Below are 23861 nucleotides of genomic sequence, written 5' to 3'. Positions count from 1 at the left end.
ATATGAAAAATTTAAACGAGTTTTTAGCAATTGCTACAATGTTTATAGCAGTGTTACTTATGGTATTTATCATAGCACGATATACATACCTCATAAAGAAAGCAATGATTGAGAAAGGTGTGTATCTAGAATCAAAAAATCATAAATTCAAATACTTAGATATAGGATGCATAGTGTTTGGTTTGGGAGTAGGGCTATTGGTGTCATCCATATTTACAACTATGGACTTATTAGAAGACACAATGGATCTGCTAGTTTGGGGAACTATTTTAATCTTTGGCGCAATGGGACTAGTAGTTGCTCATTTTATAAGAAAACGACTTGAAGAATAATCCAAAAGAACGGGATTACGAATTAATACGTAAGATCAAAGAAGGTGATACGAACGCTTTTAGACAACTTGTCTATGCATATAAGGACGTATCACTTTCTCTTGCGTCTTCTATTTTAAAAGATAAAATACTGGCAGAAGACGTATTGCAAGATGTATTTGTTAAGGTGTTTCATAAGCTTAATACATTTAAATTTAACGCTTCGTTTTCGACTTGGTTGTATAGAATTGTTGTTAACACGAGTTATAATGAACTTAAAAAACAAAAAAAGAATACAACACCAGTAATCGATGCATTTAACATTCCTACTGTGGATAAAAATAAGTTGAATGAGGCTGATCAAAAAAAATATATTCATCTCGCCTTAGAAAAATTAAAACCAGATGAATCATTATTGTTACGTCTTTTTTATCTCAGTGAATTAAGAATTAAAGAAATTGAAGATGTTACTGGCTTTTCAACGTCAAAAATTAAAGTTGACTTACATAGAGGTAGAGAAAACTTATATTTTCAATTAAAACAATTGCTAGGAAACGATTTAAAACATTTGTTATGAAAGAAGAAGAACTGAAAAAAATCATGGGTAAAAGTGCCATAGAGACTTCTGATGATTTTATTAATAAACTAATGGATACCATTGAGAAAGATCAAAAGGTAGAAAAGATTTCTTTTTGGTGGTCTTTTAAACCTGTTTTGATTGTTTGCTCATCATTAGTATTGACTATAACCTTTTTTCTTTATAAGTTCTTAAGTACCGATAGTAGTTTTTTAAACTTGTTGGGAGAGGTTAATAAAACTCCAATATTTGTAATGATTACGTTGGTTTTTCTATATTTTATTAATCAGGTTATAAAATTGAATGAAAATCTTACAGATTAAAAATCAGAAATCAATTTTGTTGACACTTTTTTTAAGGAATTATAGAGAGCTGTCTGGGTAAATAATGATATAATACTTTAGGTTTTTTAGGTAAACTCTTAGCAGAAGCTATTATTTATATTTTGTGTTTATAAAGAGCGTACATTTCATACATTACAAGATAAGCTTATTTAGAATGTATAATTTTATGGTAATTACACACGTTATGATGTAACAAACTCTTAACGTCATGAAAACACAAACCCTCTTAATTACCTTATCACTATCCTTTTTGTTTACTACACTATTTGCTCAGGATAAAGTACTAGTATTTACTAAAACTAACGGATTTACTCATGGTTCAATAGGAGCTGGTGTTACTATGATTACCAATTTAGGGAACTCCAATGGACTGTGGACAACAGATCAAACCGATGATGCTAATGATTTTACTGCGGGTAATCTGGCACAATATAGTGCAGTAATATGGTGTAATACTAGTGGTAATAACTTATTGAATACTTCACAACAACAAGCTTTTGAGGATTTTATCGCTGCTGGAGGAGGTTTTTTAGGGATACATGCGGCTACAGATACGTATCGGGATAATAGTTGGAGCTTTTACAACGATCTGGTTGGTGGGATTGTGCAATCAGGACCTAATCATACGAGTAACAATTTTAATGCAGATATGACCGTGGTAAATTCTCATCCTTCAGTTGATTTTCTGGGTGCTACCTGGAACAAGTCCGAAGAATATTATTATTGGAAGAATAACGGAGGACAGTTATTTAATGGTAATATTAATTTATTAATGGTAGAATCAACTGGATCTAATGATTATGATGAGGCCAGACCTATTTCATGGTATAAAGAATATGGAGGAGGACGCTCGTTTTATACTGCGTTGGGACATAATTCTAGTGATTATACAGGTAATGCTGATTTTATAAAGCATATAGAAGAAGGTATCAAATATGTTATTGGTAATACATTAAGTGTGGGAGGTCCTGAGGAAGAAATACCTTTTCAGATCACATCAAATCCAGTAAAGGATATTTTTACATTTGATACTTCGAATACAGTTAAAAACAAAACCTTGCAAATTTATGATATCAATGGACAGTTAGTATATAAGGAAGAAATTCCTTCTGCGATAGCAACCGTAGATATTAATGTCGGAAACTTATCACAAGGATTGTATATAGGACAACTTATTTCAGGAAGGCAAAAAAGTAGTTTTAAATTTATTAAGAACTAGTCGGTAAGAGTTCTATAACCATTGTTTATTTACAAAAACTTTAGAGAAATAAATTAAAAACATACTTCTTTAAATAAGTATGCTATTTGGTTTTCCAAACTTTGTTTTCCATCCAAGGAATACTTGTTTTTAGTATTTCTTTATATTCACATGCCTTAATGTGTGTGTTTCCTTCGGCTTCTATGAAAGTGATGTCGCAACCTAATTTTTTTGCTTCAGCAATACGTTTTCTAGCTTTTTTAATAGGAAAGAATCGATCCTTAGTTCCTTGAATGACATAAATAGGTACATCTAATTTTTCATCTACTTTACAATTAGAACCCATTAATATCATGGCAGAGAAAACATTTGGGTAATCTTTGGCATATTGCCATCCTGCCAATGCTCCATTACTATATCCAACTAAAACAACTTTATTGGGATCGATTGGCCAATGTTTTTTTGCAAGATCAATAAAATCGAGTATTCGTTTTTCTAAATGATCTAAAGTCCATGTGCGCCAAGCTCCAGAAGGACTAAAAATAAAACCTCCAGCATCTTTAAGACCAGGAACAACAAGGCAATCACTAAATTTTGTGTAGTTTTTACTTCCAACACCTCCATGAAGAACAATAAATAATGGAACTTTTGATCCTTCCTTAATTTTCGGAATAGTTAAATCGTATTTCCACTCTGATTCATTATCTTCAACCTTAATCGTACTAATTATATTTCCAGGAGTTAAGGGTATGGATGTAAAAGAGTCTGAGTTGATACTACTCTTATAGTCAGAAGATCCTCTAGTGTCTAGACCACTCTTACAAGAAACAATTGAAATGAGGATACAGCAACAAAATAGATAGCTTAAAATTGAACATTTCATAGTTTTTCTTTAAATATACTAAGTAAGTCGTTATTTTTTAGGACAATTGACAGGGTGTTTGTAAAATAATCAACTAAGTTGAAAATTATATCAGTAAGGATTTCAGAGGTTGTAATTTAATTTTATTTTTGCCTATGCAAAATAACGTACTCATTTTAGATTTTGGATCACAGTATACTCAACTAATTGCAAGAAGAGTAAGAGAGTTAAATATTTATTGTGAAATCCATCCTTTCAATAAATTACCAGGTAATTTATCAGATTTTAAAGCAGTTGTATTATCAGGCTCTCCATTCTCTGTAAGAGGTGAAGATGCACCACATCCAGATTTATCAGAAATCAGAGGTGAAAAACCATTATTGGCGGTGTGTTATGGGGCTCAGTATTTAGCACATTTTAGTGGAGGAGAAGTTGCGCCATCTAATACTAGAGAGTATGGAAGAGCAAATCTTTCTTTTATAAAATCAGATGAACAATTTTTTAAAAAGATATCTGTAGGTTCACAGGTATGGATGAGTCATAGTGATACTATAAAAACATTGCCAGAAGGAGGTGTGTTATTGGCAAGTACAGGTGATGTAGCTAATGCAGCATATAAGATTGAGAATGAAGATACCTACGCAATCCAATTTCATCCAGAAGTATACCATTCTACAGATGGGAAACAATTATTAGATAATTTTCTAATTAATATTGCTGGTATCGAACCTGATTGGACACCGAACTCATTTGTGGATACTACAGTTGCAGAGTTAAAGGAGAAAATAGGAAATGATAAAGTTGTACTTGGATTGAGTGGAGGAGTAGATTCTACTGTAGCTGCAGTTTTACTTCATAAAGCAATTGGAAGTAATCTACACTGTATTTTTGTGAACAACGGATTACTTCGTAAAAATGAGTTTTCTTCAGTACTAAATCAGTACGAAGGAATGGGACTTAATGTAAAAGGAGTTGATGCTTCGGCACGCTTTTTGGATGCGCTTGCAGGAGAAAGTGATCCAGAAGGGAAACGTAAAATAATAGGACGAGTATTTATTGAGGTATTTGATGATGAAGCTAATCAAATAGAAGATGCCAAATGGTTAGCTCAAGGTACTATATATCCAGATGTGATTGAATCAGTATCTGTTAATGGTGGTCCATCAGCTACCATTAAATCACATCATAATGTTGGAGGATTACCTGATTTTATGAAATTAAATGTGGTGGAACCATTAAAAATGTTGTTTAAAGACGAAGTAAGAAGAGTTGGTGCATCTATGGGGATCGATCCAGAATTGCTAGGAAGACATCCTTTTCCAGGGCCTGGACTTGCAATTCGTATATTAGGAGATATAACTTCAGAAAAAGTTAGTATTTTGCAAGAAGTTGACGCTATATTTATTAATGGATTAAAGGAAAATGATCTTTATAATAAAGTATGGCAAGCAGGAGCAATTTTATTGCCAGTGCAAAGTGTAGGAGTAATGGGGGATGAGAGAACCTATGAGAAGTGTGTAGCGTTAAGAGCTGTAGAAAGTACAGATGGAATGACAGCAGATTGGGTAAATCTTCCTTATGAATTCTTACAAAAAACCTCGAATGAAATAATAAATAAGGTAAAAGGCGTTAATAGAGTAGTGTATGACATAAGTTCTAAACCGCCTGCAACTATCGAGTGGGAATAATTTGCTAAGACCTAACAGCTCTGTTTTTATAATAGATCTATTAAAATTTAAACGAATGAAAAAAGTATTGTTGTTCTTTTTTGTGCTTTTCATTACCAGTATTGGTTTTGCTCAGCAGTATAAAAGTCATAAGGTTGCTAAAGGAGAAAATGTGTATAGAATTGCTAAACGCTATAATACCACTCCAGAAGCAATTTATAAAATAAATCCTAACGCCAAAGAAGGTATACAAGAAGGACAAATTCTTGCTATTCCAGTAATTGATGATCAGGAATTCCAAACTCATGTCGTAGAAGAAGGTGATACAGTATATAATATTTCTAAAAAGTATAATACTACTCCAGAAGCAATATATATTCTAAATCCCGAAGCTGTTAATGGTATTAATCTTGGTCAAATACTACGTGTTGCTCAAATAGAAAAAAGTGATACTGCAAATACCCCAACAGAAAATGTGAGTGACCCGATATTGGATAGTATAAAGCCATTAGAAGAGATTCGCAAAATTGTTCGTTTTAAAACACACAAAGTAAAACGAAAAGAAACGTTATATGGTATTGCTCAGAAATACGATATTACTGTTGATGATATAAAGAAACATAATAAAAGATTGTACTCTGAAGAAATTAGGAAACGTGATAGAATTAGAATTCCTGTATTTGAAGAAGTAGCGGTTGAGGAAACAGAAACTATTGTTCCTGTAGATACTCTTGGAGGCAGAATCTCTACCACAACGAAGTATATTGTTAAGCCTAAAGAAACTAAATATAGTATTTCAAGGAGGCATGGAATTACAGTAGGTGAATTGGATCAGTTAAATCCGAATATGGATCCTAATTTTCCGATTGGTATGGAAATAATTGTACCTACAACCATTTTTGTTCCTCTCGAAGAAATTATAGAACCAGAATTTGAATTGTACGAAGTACAGCCAAAAGAGACTATATACAGTATTCTTAAGCGAACAGAAATATCGTCTGATTCTTTGTTTAAAATGAACCCATATTTAAGAGAAGGACTTAAGGCTGGTATGGTGATTACGCTTCCTAAAACAGAAGCTATTGATTCTTTGGCGATTAATTTTCCAGAGAGTAAATATGTGAAACTTGATAATATGTTGTCTAATTTCAAAACGAAGAAACTAGCAATAATGCTTCCTTTTGGGTTAGATACATTAAATCCAGACTCACGACAAGAAACAGAGGAATATATTAAGAGTAGAAAAGCGCGAGGAATAAGAGTTGCTTTGGATTTTTATAAAGGTGTTCAGATGGCTGTAGATTCTGCTAAAACCAGAGGAGTAAGTATTGATTTATCTGTGTTTGATACACAAAAAAATAATAATGCCAATTATATAAAACAGCTTATCAATCAAAATAATTTTGATGAAATGGATGTTGTTATAGGACCTCTTTATCAAAGTAATGTAGAGGCTGCCGCTGCAGAGCTTAAAAAGTATGAAACACCAGTGCTTTCTCCTTTGTCAAATAAAGAATCTAAATTATATAGTAATTTTTTTCAAACTATACCGACAGATGTAATGCTTCAGGATAAATTGATAAATTATGTAGCTAATGATTCTACAGATAAGAATATCATTATTATTGTGCAGCAAGGGAAAAAGAAACACGAAGAAATAAAGAATAAGTTAATTGCTAAATTTCCAAATGCTAAAATACCAAGATTGGAAGAAGGTAATTATTTATACGAAGTGCATTTAAATAAAGTTTTAGCAAAAGATAAACCTAATTGGGTTTTTCTAGAATCTGATGATGTTGCATTAATAAGTAATGTAACACCATTACTTAATGCAAAAGCAGAAAGTCATCAGATTACTTTGTTTACAACAGATAAGGATGATGCATTTGATGATGATAATATTAAGAATGAATATTTATCAAATTTGCATTTACATTATCCTTCTATAGGTAAGGAATATGATAATTATGATGAGAATAATATGACTCCCTTTGTTAAAAGGTATAAAAAGGAATATGGCACTATTCCAAGTACCTACGCAGTTAGAGGTTTTGATATTACTTATGATATTTTGATGAGACTTGGTACAGCAGATGACTTGTACCATGCTGCAACTTTTGAAGGAACAACGGAATACGTGGAAAACAAATTTAATTACGCTAAAAAACTTTTAGGAGGTTATTATAATAAAGCCTCTTATATCATTAAATTTGATGATGACCTAAAGCTTACTGTAATAGAATAAAAATTATTTAATCAATAATTAATATTACAGCGGATTTTAATATGTTTTTTTTTATTTTTAGAATCTGAATTGTTTTGTTTTCATTAGTATTGTAGGAATATTTTTCAGTTTATTTGCACTATTGACTTATTTTAAAGTCGTGGTATGAAAATTGATATACAATTTGATAATGATAGCGATGAGTCATTTAATGTTGAAAATGATGTTGCTGTTGCACTAGATATTAAATTATATGTCTAGTTATGAATAAGCATATTTTGGTAGCGATTATCGATACTCGCCCCGTATTGAGTAATGCATCCAAAATACAAAATAAACAACTTTTAGCCGGGCATAATTATTGCAATTATGGGTAAATTTTTTACTATTCTCTTAGTTTTAGTTTTTGCTAATCATGGGTATGTAGAGCGTTTTTCTTATGCAGAAAAGAGTAAGTTAGATTGGTCGGATTTTAGAGGGGAACCTAAATCGAACAGTAATTTTGACGCTAGCGTCAATACAGGTATAACTTATCAATGGTCTATAAGCAAAGATTACGGAAGAATTGAATTAAAATATGAAGTAGATAGCTTTTGTTATCCATCATTGTCATGGGTCAAAAAAGGACAATCTACCAAATATTTACTACTACATGAACAGCTGCATTTTGATATTTCAGAATTGCACGCTAGAATCATGCGCAAAAAACTTAAAGAGTATAAACCCATACCTGCTAAGAATGTCCGTAAAGATCTCAATAAATTGTACAAGAGAGTAGAGCGTATGAGAATTAATATGCAAGAACAGTACGATATAGAAACTGATCATTCTAAAAATAAAGGAAGTCAGAAAAAATGGGAGAAAAAAGTTAAGAATTTGATGTGGTATTATAGAGACTATGCCAAATAAACGTATACCGTTTTTTTATGCAATTACAACCCCAAAAGGATTTCTTGATTAAACTTGCAAATACCAAAATGCCTTTTGGTAAATATAAAGACAGATATCTAATAGACTTACCAGAATATTATATTGTTTGGTATCATAATAAAGGATTCCCTAAAGGTACTCTTGGACAACAATTGCAAACAGTGTACGAGTTAAAGTTAAATGGTCTTGAGTATTTAATTAGAAATATTCGAAAATTATAATTTTACATATTTACAAATTGATACCCTGCAAGTTCGTTTCCTCTTAAGTCAATTTCTTTTTCATTTAATAAGATTCCATGCTCGATAAAGGCTTTTAAATTTGTGAGCCAAAACGTCCATCCATTACTACAACCATAATGTAATTTTAGTTTACTATCATCGTCTTCAGGAATTTCAAATTGAGTTAATATTACGATGGTAATATCTTGTTTCTCTTCTAGTTTAATTGAAACTTTACAACCACCAAATTCCATTTCAATGTAATCACGTCCATTAGCTTCAAGGACTTTTCCTTTTTCTTTTTCATCCCAATTATGCCATTGCCAAGTGTATACATCTCCTTTTTGAATGTGTTCATTGTTCTTTCTTTTTTTATCAGTTGCGTATACATAATCCGCCTCTTTAAGAAACCAAGAAGTGATTCCTTGTTGTGTGGCCCATAGATTATATAATTTCTCAGATGAAGTGTGGATGTATATTTTCTTTGTAAAGGAATTCCATTGTAATTTTTCCATGAGTAGAAGTTTTAAAAGTTCAAGAGTATATTAAAAATAAAAAAAATGCGTTAGAAAGAATTCTAACGCATTCGTAAAATATTGAACTTTAAGTTTTTTTAAGAGATAGAAACTGGAATTTCAGTAAATATATCCACGTCAATCTGATTTTTGGTGATATCTTCCATAGTTTCACGTTTACGAATTAGATGTGCTTTATTGTTATGCCAAAGCACTTCTGCTGGACGGAAACGAGAATTATAATTACTAGCCATAGAATAACAATAGGCACCAGCATTTTTAAACGCTATAATATCTCCTTCAGTAATTTCTAAAATTCTTCTATTTGTAGCAAACGTATCCGTTTCACAGATATATCCAACGATAGAATAAAAACGTTCTCTTCCTTTTGGATTAGAGATATTTACAATTTCATGATGAGAATTATAAAACATAGGTCTTATCAAATGATTAAAACCACTATCAATTCCTGCAAAAACAGTAGAGGTAGTTTGTTTTACTACATTAACTTTTGCTAGAAAATAACCAGCTTCACTGACTAAGAATTTTCCTGGCTCAAAACCAAGCGTTAGTTCTTTACCATATTCTTTGCAAAAAGTATTAAAACGTTTGGTAAGCTTTTTACCAAACTCTTCTATATTGGTTTCGATATCTCCCTCTTTATATGGAACCTTAAAACCACTTCCGAAATCTATAAAATCTAAATTTTTAAAATTTTTCGCAGTTTCGAATAATATTTCACTCGCATATAAAAACACATCAATATCTAAAATATCACTACCCGTATGCATATGAATACCATTGATGTTCATTCCAGTATTTTCTACAATTCGCAGGATATGCGGTATTTGATGAATAGAAATACCAAATTTACTATCAATATGACCTACAGAAATTTTACTATTTCCTCCAGCCATTACGTGCGGGTTGATCCTTATACAGACAGGGATATTAGGATGTTTTGTTCCAAATTGTTCTAGAATAGAAAGGTTGTCGATATTTATTTGTACTCCCTTTTCTGAAACCTGTTCGATTTCTTCTAAAGAAACTCCATTAGGTGTAAAAATTATGTTTTCTGGCTTCACACCAGCCAATAATCCTAGTTCTACCTCTTGTATCGATACAGTGTCTAATCCAGCTCCTAATGAATTCATTAGTTTTAGAATTGCAAGATTAGACAATGCCTTGACTGCATAGTTAAGTTTTACTTGTTTTACCTGTTTAAAAGCGTTAGTTAAACGTTCATACTGTGAAACAATTTTTGAGGAGTCATACACATATACTGGACTCCCAAACTCTTTTGCGATTGCTAATAAATTTGCGTTTTCCATTTTTAACTAAAATTAAGCTTACGAAATTACCATTTTTTACGGTTGATTACATCTAAGCGCCGCGTAATTAGTATAAAATTATGTAAACCTAAAAAAAATAAGCCTCAAATAACTAATTTTCTTTTTTTGAACTGTGATGATACAGATAGTCGTCATTATATTTAGTATTTTTAAAATAAAAAATGTTAGCACTCTTTCCCTTACCATTAGTAGTATATCCTGGTGAGCGATTACCTTTGCATATCTTTGAAAAGAGATACCAGCAGTTGATTACGGATTGTGAAAACGATGGAATCTCGTTTGGTGTGCCTACTTATATAGATAAAAAATTGGATTATGGTACCGAAGTTACCTTACAAAAAGTAAAAAAACGGTATCCAGATGGCGAAAGTGATGTTGTTTGCATTGGAAAAAGAGTATTTAGAATTAAAAGCTTTCAGCAGGAACTTCCAGGAAAACTTTATGCAGGAGGAGAGGTTGAATATCTCGAAGATACCGAAAATGGAGTAGAAGAACTTCAGGAAGAGTTATTAAAGAATATTGCAATTTTATATATTGAATTAACCATTGATAAACCACCGATTTTTGACATTCCATTTATAAGTTATCAGGTTGCGCATAAGGTAGGATTGGCACTTCATCAGGAATATCATTTGCTTAAATTAAGAAGCGAATTAGAACGGCTTAATTATCTTATCGGTCATCTTAAAATTACAATTCCTGTTGTCAGAGAAATGAATCGTGCTAAAGAGGTTATTAAAATGAACGGGCATTTTAAAAACTTTGACCCTTTGGATTTTGAGGATTTTAAAATGTAAAGGACTAATTATTAGTTTTTCGGATATTTTACAGGGCTGTTATTTAGATAATTTAACGGCTATTTGAATAGTATTTTTTTTACCATAAAAGATTGGCACAGTAACTTCACTTTTCCTATTTTTGGGACTCCTATTCAAAAGGCAAAAAATAAGACTATGAACTTACACGAATATCAGGGTAAAGAGATATTAAACAGCTTTGGTGTGCGTATCCAGCGAGGTATTGTTGCACAAAATGCTAAAGAAGCAGTTGCTGCTGCAAAACAACTAACTGCAGAGACAGGTACTGGATGGCATGTCATCAAAGCACAAGTACATGCAGGTGGTCGAGGAAAAGGTGGTGGAGTAAAACTTGCAAAAAACCTTCAAGAGGTTGAAGATATAGCAGGACAAATCATCGGAATGAATTTGATCACTCCGCAGACATCAGCAGAAGGAAAAAAAGTACACCAGGTTTTAGTAGCAGAAGATGTGTATTATCCTGGAGATAGTGAACCAGACGAATTTTATATGTCTGTGTTGCTTAATCGTACTACTGGACGTAATATGATTATGTACTCTACAGAAGGAGGTATGGATATTGAAACTGTTGCAGAAGAAACACCACACTTAATATTTACAGAAGAAGTAGATCCTGCTGTAGGTTTATTACCATTTCAGGCTAGACGTGTAGCGTTTAATTTAGGATTGAGTGGTACTGCTTTTAAGGAGATGACTAAGTTCGTTATGGCTTTATATACAGCATATGTAAAATCAGATTCTTCTTTGTTCGAAATCAATCCAGTTTTAAAAACTAGTGATGATAAAATTATGGCTGTAGATGCCAAGGTTACGATAGATGATAACGCATTATACCGTCATAAAAACTATGTGGATATGCGAGATATTCGTGAAGAAAATCCAATTGAAGTTGAAGCAAATGAAGTAGGACTTAATTATGTTGATCTAGACGGTAATGTTGGATGTATGGTAAATGGAGCTGGTCTTGCAATGGCTACTATGGATTTGATCAAGCAAGCTGGTGGAGAACCTGCTAATTTCCTTGATGTTGGAGGAACTGCAGATGCTAAACGAGTAGAAGAAGCGTTCAGAATTATTCTGAAAGATCCTAATGTTAAGGCGATACTGATTAATATATTTGGAGGAATCGTTCGTTGTGATCGAGTTGCTCAAGGTGTAGTAGATGCATATAAAAATATGGGTGATGCTATTAACGTGCCTATAATTGTACGTTTACAAGGTACGAATGCAGATATAGCAAAAGATTTAATAGATAATAGTGGATTGGATGTACAAAGTGCAGTACAGTTTCAGGAAGCTGCGGATAAAGTGCAAGCAGTATTAGCATAATATCTAAATAAATTTATAAAGTATTTTGAAGCGACCTGATTCCATAGGTCGCTTCTTTTTTTGTCTAAAGATTAGTGATATGGAAAAGAAAGTACAAAAAATAGTTACAAAATTGAAAATGTCACCACATCCAGAAGGTGGTTTTTATAAAGAAACATATAGGAGCGATGGTGTCATTCCGAAAGATGCTTTACAAGAAAACTTCTCTGGAGAACGTAATTATTGTACAGCAATTTATTTTCTACTTACATCAGAGAATTTCTCAGCTTTCCATAGAATAAAACAAGACGAAATCTGGCATTTTTATGAAGGAAGTTCACTGTATGTTCATGTAATTTCTCCAGATGGCATATATACAAGACATGCAGTCGGAATGAATCTGGAAAAAGGAGAATCACCTCAATTAGTTGTTCCTGCAGGTTGTTGGTTTGCATCTAGTGTGAAAGATGAGAAAGGGTATTCTTTTGTAGGTTGTACGGTATCGCCAGGTTTCGATTTTGAAGATTTTGAATTAGCTGAACAACATATTTTGACAAGTGAGTTTCCTGCACATGCTACGGTAATTTCCGAATACACGCGGATCTGATGTAAGAACATTGTACTAGATAGATCTTAGTACAAAGTATTGTTTAAAATAGTCTGATTTTAAATTAATTGAAAACACTTGTAAAAACTATTGAAACTATTTTAAATTATGTACTTTAGTTTATAGAAATGAAATTAAAAATGTTATGATACCTGAGATAGAAAAATCTTTAAATGACCAAATAAAGTATGAAGCCAAAGCATCCGCAGAATACCTTTCGATGGCATGTTGGGCTGATGTAAATGGATATAATGGGATCGCCGAGTTTTTTTACACACAATCAGAAGAAGAGCGTGTGCATATGACCAAATTGGTTAAGTTTATTAATGAAAGAAACGGAAAGGCTGTAATTCCCGCAATTGATAAACCTAGAGATGATTTTAAATCATTGAGAGAGTTGTTTGAGATATTTCTTGAAAGTGAGGAATTTGTTACAGCTCAGATTAATAATGTTATTTTTCAATGCTTAGAACATAAAGATTATAATGTACATAATTTTATGCAATGGTATGTTTCAGAACAACTGGAAGAAGAAGCTACAGCAAGAACATTATTAGATAAATTAAAGATCATTGGAGATGATAAATCTGGTCATTATTTATTTGATAGAGATATCAATACGCTCCAAGCGGTTACATCAGATGCAGAGTAGTGTAACTGATTGTTAATAAGTTACTGCATAAAATTAAAAGATTCTTTGGTTGAGAATCTTTTTTTTATATTTTTGCGCTTTATTTAGATTTAATAAAAATTAAATACAAGTGCGAAGTTCAGAAATGCCATCTTTATATTCTCCTTGCTCTTCAATGAATTGTGAAATCAGCTGTGGAGGAAAAAAGAAAAAATGTTGTAAGAAATATAAAAAGAAAGGTAAAACTAATTGTAAAAGATGCCCTAAGCTTTAGTCTTTTCAATTTATAAATAGCTATTATTATAATAGTATACTTTATCGAACTAAACAAACAAACGAGTGTACCTTTTGTGCACTCGTTTTTATTTATCTAAATATTAGATGATGTCCGTGCCAAGTTCTTCTTCATGTGTTATCGTTATTTTGTTGAAAGCGAATAATTTGTAATGGATTAAGATTTTATTGGGATAGAATACAAAAATGATTTTATAGATTAGTGTTTTGATTATCCAGTGTATTGGAAATCTCTTTCCTTACCTGACCTTCTAAAATATTATAATCTAAAATCATCAATCATGAAACATTTCCTAACATTATTTTTAGTGATGACTATATCGGTTATCCAAGCACAAGAATCAGATCGTAAGCTGGTAGAACAAACTGTAAACTATTATCTAGAAGGAGGAACCAACAATGATTTCGAAACCCTTAAAAAGGCATTTCACAAAACAGCTACCATGAAATATATTAATAATGGATATCAGGAAGTTAATGCTATCGAGTTTTTCGGAAAAATAATGAAACCAGGTCCTAAGCAAAATAGAAAAACTAAAATTGCAAATATTAATATTTCTGGGCACGCTGCCAGTGCAGTTTTAGAAATAGAATATCCAACATTTACCTTTATAGATCACATGAATTTGCTGAAAATTGATAATGAATGGAAGATTGTGAATAAGATTTTCTATCGAAAAATGCATGATAAAAAGTAATACAAACCCTATATTAGCTTTCACGATTTCTAAAAAAGTTTTTTAGATTTGTGCTTTCCAGCCCTTTTGTTTCAATACAAAACTCTACTTGTGCCTATAATTAGACCATGTATGATGCGATATATAGTAATATTAAATGTTTTTTTTACATCAATAGGATATGCTCAGGAGAGCGAATTTGAAAGCTTGGTTGAGTTATTTGCTGAGTCTAAAAAAGTAATACCAGAGGATGTAGCGTTAAAATATTTTGAGTTTACATCTTCTGAGAGAGCTAATGAATTATTAACCAATGGTATTATAATTAAAACAGATAGGTATGTACTACTTTCCACACGTTTTGATTGTAATGCTGAAGGAGTTTGTGAACAATCAACCTTAACCTCGTTTACCGTTGATGGAAAACGTATTGACAAAATAGATTTTGAACGTGCCATGGCGGATTGCTCTTTTGACGATACCAGAGCATCTGTTTTTATATCAAAAGACCTTCTTGTATTTAAAGAAACGAGGGAGAAATTAGATTGTCAAGGTGATGGAAAACAAATTGGCAAAAAAATATGGCTGGAGTTTCAACCTATAAAAGAAGATGGGACATTTTCTAAGCCTTATATAGATAGAAAGGCATCAGAGCGTGAAAATTTTATATTTTCTCATAGGATGTTTTCTATAACAGAATTAGATGGTAAAACCGAAGAAGAGCTGGCAATTATTAAGAACGAAATTTTTGCCTCACATGGATATATGTTTAAAACCAAAAAATGGCAAGATTACTTCGAGTCAAAATCATGGTATATTCCCACAACTGGAGATGCAGTGAATAAATTATCTACTATAGAAAGAAAAAATATAGAGTTAATTTTAAGTATAAAACAATGAGAATTATTTGTAGTGTTATTTTAATACTTTTTTTGAAAGCGTCTTTTGGTCAGACCAAAAACATCCATGTATTCGTAGCGCTATGTGATAATGTTAATCAAGGAATTGTCCCAGTACCAGAGAAGATAGGTAATGGTCAAGATCCTAAACATAATTTGTATTGGGGAGCAGGATATGGCGTTAAAAACTTTTTTAAAGTTAAAACAAGAGACTGGCAACTTATCCGCACAATACCTTCTGATGATTCTGATATCTTAGAACGGTTACTTTTTAAGCATGCCACTAAAGATGTATATATGTTAGCAGAGGCTTATGACGGAGCTAAGATTAAAGAATGTATTCAGGATTTTTTGAAATCATCTAATGGTCAGCAACCTTTTCAAATAAAAGAAGAAAATAAGACCTTACATTTTGGTGGAGGATCAGATTTATTGGCATTTGTCGGACATGATGGTTTAATGGATTTTGATGTAAATATCCTGTATAACGAGTCCGTAACCACAACAAGAGATGTTATAATCCTAGCATGTTATAGTAAAAGTTATTTTTCTCCAGAAATAAAAAAAGCAAAAGCAAACCCCATACTCTGGACAACACATCTAATGGCACCAGAAGCATATACACTAAAAGCAGCAATTGATGGTTGGATTGCTAAAGAATCAGGAGATCAGATTGACGAAAGAGCAGCGCAATCATATCATAAATATCAAAAATGTGGCATTAGAGGTGCAAGGAACTTATTTACTACTGGTTTTTAAATTTTTCTGTATCTTATTATTAAGCTTTTTTAGTCACGTGATATAATCTTACTTCAAATTATACAGCTTTTTGAAAAATACCCTTTTTTCAGGGTGTTAATTGATTTTTATTAGCAATATTTTGTGGTGTGAAAAGAGAGAAAATATTTATGTATTTAAATAAAGCTCTTTTTTTTGACTATATTTCTATAATCAATATCAAAAAATCATCTTCATTTTTATACGAAAACCGCGATGGCTAATAATCAAGATTACATTAATGAACTTCTTAAAAAAATAGAGATTCTTTCAAAAAAACAAGAGGTTTTTCATAGAGAAATATTAGACTTGAAAGGCGAAATATATAAGCTAAAAGGTGAGGTAGAAAGAAAAGAAGAGCCAATTGTAGAGGACAGAGATCGAATCACTTCAGGAATAGCCGAACCAACATTAAAAAATATAGAAGATGAACCTAAACCAGTAGACTTCGCGGAACAAAAACAGCCTATTACACCAATAACAACACCTACAATTAAAGAAATTGTTAAACCAAAAGGGAAATCGAATTGGGAAAAATTTATAGGAGAAAATCTTATAAGCAAAATCGGAGTTGTCATTTTAATAATTGGAGTAGCTATTGGAACCAAATATTCTATTGATAATGATTTAATTAGTCCGTTAACAAGAATTGTGTTAGGATACATCACAGGTATTGGTTTGATCACTATTGGAATGAAACTAAAGCAGAAATACGAAAACTTTAGTGCAGTATTGGTGAGTGGAGCAATGGCGATATTATATTTTATAACCTTTATGGCGTATAGTTTATATGATCTGATTCCACAGCTTTTTGCTTTTGGTCTGATGGTTTTATTTACAATTTTCACAGTATTTGCGGCGATACAGTATAATAGACAAGTGATTGCACATATAGGGTTGGTAGGCGCTTATGCAGTTCCGTTTTTACTTAGTGATGGGTCTGGAAGAGTGGGAGTACTATTTAGTTATATGGCGATCATTAATATTGGGATCCTTGTAATATCGCTACAGCGTTATTGGAAATCATTATATTATTCTTCTTTTTTTCTTACATGGTTGATTTATTTTAGTTGGTATGTTTCTGATTATGAAACAGGTATTCACTTTGGATTAGCAGCTGTCTTTTTGCTTGTGTTTTTTACGACATTCTATGTTATATTTTTGATGTATAAACTGATTAGAAAAGAAAAGTTTAGTATAGGTGATATTATTCTTCAACTAATTAATGCTTTCGTTTTTTATGGAATCGGTTTTTCGATGCTAGACAATCACCCAGAAGGAAACCAATTATTAGGAGTATTTACATTAGGGAATGCTATAATACATTTCATAATAAGCGTCTTCATTTATAGATTAAAGCTAGCGGATCGCAATTTGTTTTATTTTATATCAGGAATGGTGTTGGTTTTTATCAGTATCGCATTTCCCGTACAGTTAGATGGCAACTGGGTTACCCTTTTATGGGCTGCAGAAGCAGTTTTGTTATTTTGGATAGGTAGAACTAAGAAAGTTCCTATTTATGAAAAACTTGCATATCCAGTGATAGCATTAGCTTTTTTTAGTGTATTACAGGATTGGTGGTTTTATTATGTAGAGTATTCTTATGTTTCAGAGGTACCAGAAAGCAATATGATACCATTTTTTAATATTTCTGTACTCACTTCCCTAATATGTGTCGCTTCTCTTGGGTATATTCTCTACTTACATCGTAGTGACAAATATCCATTTCAATGGCCTAAATATAAAACTTGGTTCGATTTAATCTCCTTATGGATTTCTGCAATGTTTCTGTTTGTTCTTTATATGACTTTCTTTTTAGAAATCAATGAATATTGGAATAACCAGAACGAGAATAAACAGGAGTTTAGAGGTATCTGGTTGATTAATTACACTTTAATATTTCTAATCATAATTTCTCTTGTAAATATTCGAAAATTTAAAAACATGGTTTTTGGATATATCAATGTATTTCTTAATCTATTTGGAGTACTTATTTTCTTATCAAGTGGGCTTTATATATTAAGTGAGTTAAGAGAAATTTACCTAAACTCAAAGCTTCTAGAATCGTCTGAAATTGGTTTGTATCATATTGGTATTCGATATATTTCATTAATTTTTGGAATTGGATTGCTAGCTATCTGTTATCAATACGTGAGACAGGATTTTCTAAAAAGAACCTTTAAAATAAGTTTCGATGTTATTTTACAAATAGCGATAATATGGATTATTAGTAGTGAATTAATTCATTGGTTGGATATAGCAGGATATATATCATCAGATAAATTAGGATTAAGTATTCTTTGGGGTTTATATGCACTACTATTGATTGCACTTGGATTTTGGAAAAAAACAAAGCACATACGTGTTATTGCGTTCATTCTATTCGGGATTACTTTGATAAAACTATTCTTGTATGATATCGCACATCTAAATACCATTTCTAAAACCATTGTGTTTGTGTCTTTAGGAGTATTACTTTTGATAATTTCGTTCTTATATAATAAATACAAACACATAATAGCTGATGAGATCAAAGATTAATATTGTACTCTGGATTCTAGTAGTAATTTCTTCGGAAATGTACGGACAGATAGACAAATATCAATATAAACGAGAATTATATGGTATATCTGATAGTTGGCATTCTATTACACTACCTGACGAGGTATTTAAAAACCTGTCTTCGGATTTTTCTGATATAAGAATTTATGGAGTTACTAAAAAAAATGATACAATAGAAGCTCCTTATTTGATTAAACAAAATGAACCAGAAAGTACCAATAAGCAGGTTAATTTCGAAATTATTAATAGAGTTACTACTCATAAAGGAGCTTTTATAACGTTTAAAATACCCCTTGATCAAACCATAAATCAAATTAAATTGTTTTTTCGACAAGATAATTTTGATACTGCAGTAACTTTAGAAGGAAGTCAAAACTTAAAAAAATGGTATACGATTGTAAATAATTACCGAATCCTATCTATAAAAAATGAATTAACTTCATATGATTTTACCACTGTAAAATTTCCAAGTTCTAAATATCAATACTATAGAGTTTTTATAAAGGGAAATAAAGCCCCAGAAATAAGTAGTGCACAGATCACTTTAAAACAAGTAAAAGAGGCAAATTACAAGGAGTATTCTATTCAATCGATAGAAACCAAAAAACAAATAAGCAAACAATACTAAATATTCAATTAGAAACAGCAATTCCTTTAAGTTATATAAAAATAAAACCCAAAAATGAATTTGATTACTATCGACGTATACGTATCAAATTTCTTGAAGATAGTACTCAAACCGAAAAAGGATGGAAATATAGATACGAAGATCTTACAGCAGGAACTCTCAATTCAATTGAAGAAAATGAATTTAGGTTTTCTAGTACGATTACTAATAAAATAAAGGTGATAATTGATAATCAGGATAATGAACCTTTAACAATAGACACCATTCAGCTAAAAGGATATACTTACGAATTAATCACACGATTTACAAAGCCAGCAACATACTATCTTACATATGGGAACAATAAAGCGCACCAACCTTCGTATGATTTGCAATATGTTTCTGAACGAGTGCCCAAAGAACTAAAGATATTACAAGTAGGAATTGAAGAACCTATCCAACAAAAAGAAGTAGAAGCGACAGAATCACTATTGAAAAATAAAATATGGTTATGGGCAGTAATGCTTATAGTTATATTGTTATTAGGTGGATTTACGTTTAGTATGATGAAAAAGAAATAATATTTTGTGATATTAAATTGAAAAGAACATTTCAGATAAATCAAAATTGAGTCTAAATATCATATAGCTATTCGTCAAAGAGAAGTATATATAAAAATAATACTCATGGAATATTCGATCAAACACCTTTTTCATATAGATGCCAATGCGCAAAAAGTTTTTGAGGCAATAACTACTATTGAAGGCTTGTCTAATTGGTGGACGATTCAAACGAAAGGAAACACAGCACAAGAAGCAACAATTCAATTTGATTTTGGGACTACTATAGGACCTACAATGAAAGTGGTTACATTACAACCTAATCATAAAGTAGTGTGGACATGTGTGGCAAGTGAACATGGTTGGATTGGTCATATTTTTACGTTTTTATTAGATAAGAATGATGGAAAAACACGTGTAAGATTCTCACATGAAGGATGGAAAGATCAGGATGATTTTTATGCAATCTGTAGCTATAGTTGGGGAAGGTATATGGAAAGTTTACGTCAATATTGCCAAACAGGTATAGGAGAAGCTTTTGGCTCTGTAGGATATAGAAAATAATTTTTTTTAAAATAATGTCCTAATTCCTAAAACAGATCCGTCATAGTACTATAAAAAAATAAATAAACATTAAAAAATTAGACAAATGAAACAATTTATGTTCCTTTTTAAAGGCGGAGACGAAGTATGGGATGCTAAAACCCCAGAAGAGCAAAATGCACATATGGAAAAGTGGATGGAGTGGATTGGGCAAATTTCAGAACAAGAAAAATATATGGGAGGTGAGCGGCTATATCCAGCAGTAAATACGGTTCATCCTGGAGGCACAAAAGTTACTGATAGATCTCTTGTTGAAGCTAAAGAGCTAGTTGGAGGCTATATCATAGTACTGGCCGAAACAATGGAAGAAGCGACTGGAATGGCAAAAGGATGTCCAGGATTGCAATGGGAATCCTCTGTAGAAGTTAGAGAAGTGTGGCCAGAAGATGTTTAATTAAAAAAAATAGACGATGAAAGAATTTTTAATGCTTATAAGAGGAGGACAGGAAAAATATAATTCGGTATCTCCAGAAGACATGCAAAAGCATATGGAACACTGGCAAGAGTGGATGGGTAAATTGGCACAAGAAGAAAAATTAGTGGGAGGACAACCTTTAATGAATGAAGGTAATACCATGACCGAAGGAGGAAAGAAAGTGATAGATCGCCCATTTGCAGAAGGCAAAGAATTGGTAGGAGGATATCTCCTTATCAAAGCAGATTCACTGGATCAGGCAACAGAAATTGCAAAAGGTTGCCCTAGCTTTGAGTACGATTGTAGTGTAGAGGTTCGTGAAATAGCACCAATGGGATAATTATTATTATTATTATTATTGGAATCACAAGATCACATAGATAATACCTTAAACCATCTTTTTAGACAAGAATCTGGAAAGATGGTTGCTGTTTTAATTAAAATCTTTGGGACTGAAAATATAGCAATAGCAGAAGATGTCGTACAAGATGCATTGGTTAGTGCCTTAGAAACATGGAAGTTTAGAGGGATGCCTGATAATCCAAAAGCTTGGCTATATCGCGCTGCAAAAAATAAAGCAATTGATATTATAAGAAGAAAAAAACATAGTAAAACTATCGACTTTTCAGATCCCGAACGTAAATTATTGACTTCCGAATACACATTAACAAGTACTATGGATAGTTTTTGGAAAGAACAACATATACAAGATGATTTTTTAGCAATGATGTACGCTTGTTGCCATCCCGATATTTCTTCTGAAAATCAAATCACTTTTATATTAAAATCTCTTTGTGGATTTAGTACAAAAGAAGTAGCTAAATCCTTTCTTACTTCTGAAGACACGATCTCTAAAAGATTGTACCGTACGAAAGAATATTTTAGAAAACATAAAATACGACCTAGAATACCTTTTCTAGAGGAGATCGAAACAAAAACAGAGGTGGTATTGAGTACAATTTATTTGATGTTTAACGAAGGATATAATTCTACACATGATGATCAACTAATACGAAAAGACTTGATTTCGCAAGCACTATGGTTGTGTAAATCTTTATTGGATAGTAAACGTACACGTTTACCACAAGTATATGCATTAATGTCATTGATGTGTTTTCATACAGCCAGAATAGAAAGTCGAACTACCAAAGATGGAAACCTGATACTGCTATCTGATCAAGATCGAAAAATATGGGATATTGAATTGATCAAATTAGGAAGCAAGTATCTTAATCAAGCAGCTTTTGGTGACACATTAACAACTTACCATGTAGAAGCAGCGATAGCCTATCAACATTGTACAGCTTCAAGTTATGAAACAACGAACTGGAAGGAGATATTAAAATATTATGACCTGTTATTGAATATTAATTATGATCCTATAGTTTTTCTGAATAGATGTTTGGTAATATTGGAATTAAAAGGGCCATCAGAAGCTTTAGATGTCATAGAAAAAATAAATGATCATAAAGTAATGAACAGATATTATCTGTACCACGCTATTATGGGAAAAATATATGAACGTTTGATTCAACCTAATGTAGCTGTTGAATATTATCAACAAGCACTAAAGCTTACTCAATCCAAAATTGAAAAACACTTTTTGAAACAAAAAATAGCTCGTATTCTTAATTAATTTAAAGTATCATACTACAAGTGACAATCTTTCATAGATTCGTAATAACTGCGATATTCATCATAGGTTATTTTTTTTCTACCATTATCTAACGTAATAGCATCTTGATCAGAAAAATCTGAGAATGGCATTATTTTTTTAGGAAAACCTTCAATGACAATTTCAAAATAACTATTTTCAGTAATCTTATCATAATCAATTTCGATATCAAAATTACCATCAAAATCGGTAAAAGCATATGTGCAAGAGGTATCTGTAAGTTGTAATCGAACTACAGCAATTGGAGCAATGGTTCCATCGGGTTTTTGTACGCTCCCTTGAACCGTTTGGATGCCAGATGTTGCAGATGAAGCCTCAGTCGGTTGTGATGAGATGCTTGTATTTTCTCCTTGATTTTTGGTGTTTCCAGAAAGATCTTCAATAGTCCAATTATCAAGTTTTTCACCTTTTTTATAAGCTCCTTTTACAATAACTCCTGATGCGTCCTGACGCCAATAATCACCATGTTTTTTACCGTTTTTATAATTTATTTTTTCATTAGAACCACTTTTTGTAACATTCCATAATCCTTCTTTTTTGCCTTTCTCATAATATCCTTCTTCCGAAAAAGTAAATCCATTGTCAGAATTATAATAATACCCATTTCTTAAATCATCTTCATAGTTTTCTATAGTGGATAAATCCAGTGTTCCCTTTTTTCTGAAAATCGAAAAATGTAGCCATTCTCCATTTTTTCTTCCTTTTCTGTATTCGATTTTATGGATACCAATAACTTTTTTGTCTTTAAACTGTCTGACATAATATTTACCATCCAATTCATTCTCTTGATTAATTTCTATAAGTTCTGTATACTCATCATAAGTAAGTTCGATATAACCTCCTTGAATAGGAGTTTGTCCTTTTGTGAAAAAAGTAATAAGTAGTAAACCAATAAAGATAAAGTGTGAGTTTTTCATTGTTTTGATGAGTTGGATTTGCGTAATTTTTTTCCCTTTGACTATTAATAAAGTTAACTTTTTTTTGTTGTTTTTCAAAAAGTCTTGATCCAAAACGGACCTTTAGTTTATTATAGATCAAAGACAATACCAATTTGTTACCTTTTTGTCAATTTAGCAGATAAAATTCTCACCTGTTTATAAGTTATTGCGCTTGATTTTGATTTTTACAGTGATAACTATTTTTTTTAACTTATAATTAATACTTATCTTGTTAATTACAACTAAACCCACCGCTTCATAAACAAAACATTATGAAAAAAAATACGCAACT

General features: G+C 31.7%; 26 protein-coding genes. 22 read left to right on the top strand and 4 right to left on the bottom strand.

The genetic code is table 11. The features are described from left to right. Positions 1-2: 2 nt before the first annotated feature. The 4 genes from QBK95_RS02010 (at position 3) to QBK95_RS01995 (ending at position 2451) form a co-directional block, all read left to right on the top strand. Positions 3-332 (top strand): hypothetical protein, encoded by a 330-nt coding sequence (locus tag QBK95_RS02010; protein ID WP_280930000.1) that lies wholly within the window; start codon positions 3-5, stop codon positions 330-332. Further along, positions 322-888: an RNA polymerase sigma factor gene (locus QBK95_RS02005; protein ID WP_280929998.1), complete on the top strand. Its 567-nt coding sequence runs from the start codon at positions 322-324 to the stop codon at positions 886-888. Before QBK95_RS02010 ends, QBK95_RS02005 begins: the two co-directional genes overlap by 11 nt. After that, positions 885-1211, top strand: coding sequence for a hypothetical protein (locus QBK95_RS02000; RefSeq protein WP_280929996.1), 327 nt, complete (start codon positions 885-887; stop codon positions 1209-1211). The genes QBK95_RS02005 and QBK95_RS02000 overlap by 4 nt, the downstream gene beginning before the upstream one ends. Before the next feature lie 229 nt (positions 1212-1440). Beyond that, complete coding sequence (locus QBK95_RS01995; protein WP_280929994.1) at positions 1441-2451, top strand: ThuA domain-containing protein; 1011 nt, start codon at positions 1441-1443, stop codon at positions 2449-2451. Between the two features lie 82 nt (positions 2452-2533). Here the strand turns inward: QBK95_RS01995 and QBK95_RS01990 are convergent, their stop codons facing one another. Beyond that, entirely contained in the window at positions 2534-3313 is a 780-nt protein-coding gene (locus tag QBK95_RS01990) for an alpha/beta fold hydrolase (protein ID WP_280929992.1), read from the bottom strand. A 134-nt stretch (positions 3314-3447) separates the two neighbouring features. On the opposite strand from QBK95_RS01990, the gene guaA reads away from it, so the two are divergent. The 4 genes from guaA to QBK95_RS01970 all read left to right on the top strand — a co-directional run bounded on the left by guaA (position 3448) and on the right by QBK95_RS01970 (position 8334). Continuing rightward, on the top strand, positions 3448-4980 hold the full coding sequence (guaA, locus tag QBK95_RS01985) for a glutamine-hydrolyzing GMP synthase (RefSeq protein ID WP_280929990.1): 1533 nt from the start codon (positions 3448-3450) through the stop codon (positions 4978-4980). A 55-nt stretch (positions 4981-5035) separates the two neighbouring features. Continuing rightward, positions 5036-7204, top strand: a complete 2169-nt coding sequence (locus QBK95_RS01980; protein WP_280929988.1) for a PBP1 and LysM peptidoglycan-binding domain-containing protein — start codon at positions 5036-5038, stop codon at positions 7202-7204. A 348-nt stretch (positions 7205-7552) separates the two neighbouring features. After that, a complete protein-coding gene (locus QBK95_RS01975) occupies positions 7553-8092 on the top strand; it encodes a DUF922 domain-containing protein (RefSeq protein ID WP_280929986.1) in 540 nt (179 codons plus the stop codon). Between the two features lie 17 nt (positions 8093-8109). Next, a complete protein-coding gene (locus QBK95_RS01970; RefSeq protein WP_280929984.1) occupies positions 8110-8334 on the top strand; it encodes a DUF3820 family protein in 225 nt (74 codons plus the stop codon). A gap of 2 nt (positions 8335-8336) precedes the next feature. Here QBK95_RS01970 and QBK95_RS01965 read toward each other — a convergent pair whose 3' ends face one another. Further along, positions 8337-8849: an SRPBCC family protein gene (locus QBK95_RS01965; RefSeq protein ID WP_280929983.1), complete on the bottom strand. Its 513-nt coding sequence runs from the start codon at positions 8847-8849 to the stop codon at positions 8337-8339. Between the two features lie 98 nt (positions 8850-8947). After that, positions 8948-10180: a diaminopimelate decarboxylase gene (gene lysA, locus QBK95_RS01960; RefSeq protein WP_280929980.1), complete on the bottom strand. Its 1233-nt coding sequence runs from the start codon at positions 10178-10180 to the stop codon at positions 8948-8950. Between the two features lie 182 nt (positions 10181-10362). Between lysA and QBK95_RS01955 the strand changes: the two genes are divergently transcribed. The 14 genes from QBK95_RS01955 (at position 10363) to QBK95_RS01890 (ending at position 22592) form a co-directional block, all read left to right on the top strand. Further along, complete coding sequence (locus tag QBK95_RS01955; RefSeq protein ID WP_280929977.1) at positions 10363-10998, top strand: LON peptidase substrate-binding domain-containing protein; 636 nt, start codon at positions 10363-10365, stop codon at positions 10996-10998. A 156-nt stretch (positions 10999-11154) separates the two neighbouring features. Next, the gene (gene sucC / locus QBK95_RS01950) at positions 11155-12348 is read left to right on the top strand and encodes an ADP-forming succinate--CoA ligase subunit beta (RefSeq protein WP_280929975.1); all 1194 of its coding nucleotides are present in this window, start codon (positions 11155-11157) and stop codon (positions 12346-12348) included. A gap of 79 nt (positions 12349-12427) precedes the next feature. Beyond that, positions 12428-12934, top strand: coding sequence for a cupin domain-containing protein (locus tag QBK95_RS01945; RefSeq protein WP_280929972.1), 507 nt, complete (start codon positions 12428-12430; stop codon positions 12932-12934). 145 nt (positions 12935-13079) lie between these two features. Then, positions 13080-13586: a ferritin gene (locus QBK95_RS01940; protein ID WP_280929970.1), complete on the top strand. Its 507-nt coding sequence runs from the start codon at positions 13080-13082 to the stop codon at positions 13584-13586. A 554-nt stretch (positions 13587-14140) separates the two neighbouring features. After that, positions 14141-14557: a nuclear transport factor 2 family protein gene (locus QBK95_RS01935; RefSeq protein WP_280929968.1), complete on the top strand. Its 417-nt coding sequence runs from the start codon at positions 14141-14143 to the stop codon at positions 14555-14557. Between the two features lie 111 nt (positions 14558-14668). After that, entirely contained in the window at positions 14669-15433 is a 765-nt protein-coding gene (locus QBK95_RS01930) for a YARHG domain-containing protein (protein ID WP_280929967.1), read from the top strand. Beyond that, a complete protein-coding gene (locus QBK95_RS01925; protein ID WP_280929965.1) occupies positions 15430-16191 on the top strand; it encodes a hypothetical protein in 762 nt (253 codons plus the stop codon). Before QBK95_RS01930 ends, QBK95_RS01925 begins: the two co-directional genes overlap by 4 nt. Positions 16192-16425: 234 nt before the next feature. Next, the gene (locus QBK95_RS01920; protein ID WP_280929963.1) at positions 16426-18750 is read left to right on the top strand and encodes a DUF2339 domain-containing protein; all 2325 of its coding nucleotides are present in this window, start codon (positions 16426-16428) and stop codon (positions 18748-18750) included. Beyond that, the gene (locus QBK95_RS01915; protein ID WP_280929961.1) at positions 18734-19399 is read left to right on the top strand and encodes a DUF3999 family protein; all 666 of its coding nucleotides are present in this window, start codon (positions 18734-18736) and stop codon (positions 19397-19399) included. The genes QBK95_RS01920 and QBK95_RS01915 overlap by 17 nt, the downstream gene beginning before the upstream one ends. A 218-nt stretch (positions 19400-19617) precedes the next feature. Further along, positions 19618-19959 (top strand): hypothetical protein, encoded by a 342-nt coding sequence (locus QBK95_RS01910; RefSeq protein ID WP_280929959.1) that lies wholly within the window; start codon positions 19618-19620, stop codon positions 19957-19959. A gap of 105 nt (positions 19960-20064) precedes the next feature. Continuing rightward, entirely contained in the window at positions 20065-20502 is a 438-nt protein-coding gene (locus tag QBK95_RS01905) for an SRPBCC family protein (RefSeq protein ID WP_280929957.1), read from the top strand. 85 nt (positions 20503-20587) lie between these two features. Further along, positions 20588-20935: a YciI family protein gene (locus QBK95_RS01900; RefSeq protein WP_280929956.1), complete on the top strand. Its 348-nt coding sequence runs from the start codon at positions 20588-20590 to the stop codon at positions 20933-20935. A gap of 16 nt (positions 20936-20951) precedes the next feature. Next, complete coding sequence (locus QBK95_RS01895; protein WP_280929954.1) at positions 20952-21296, top strand: YciI family protein; 345 nt, start codon at positions 20952-20954, stop codon at positions 21294-21296. 18 nt (positions 21297-21314) lie between these two features. Next, positions 21315-22592: an RNA polymerase sigma factor gene (locus QBK95_RS01890; RefSeq protein WP_280929952.1), complete on the top strand. Its 1278-nt coding sequence runs from the start codon at positions 21315-21317 to the stop codon at positions 22590-22592. A gap of 14 nt (positions 22593-22606) precedes the next feature. Here QBK95_RS01890 and QBK95_RS01885 read toward each other — a convergent pair whose 3' ends face one another. After that, complete coding sequence (locus tag QBK95_RS01885; protein WP_280929950.1) at positions 22607-23548, bottom strand: toxin-antitoxin system YwqK family antitoxin; 942 nt, start codon at positions 23546-23548, stop codon at positions 22607-22609. Positions 23549-23861: the final 313 nt, after the last annotated feature.

The organism is Aquimarina mycalae (assembly GCF_029906345.1).
In the GTDB taxonomy this organism is placed as follows: domain Bacteria; phylum Bacteroidota; class Bacteroidia; order Flavobacteriales; family Flavobacteriaceae; genus Aquimarina.
The sequence above is the reverse complement of the archived record's forward strand: the minus strand, read 5'-3'. Positions and strand labels throughout refer to the sequence as shown.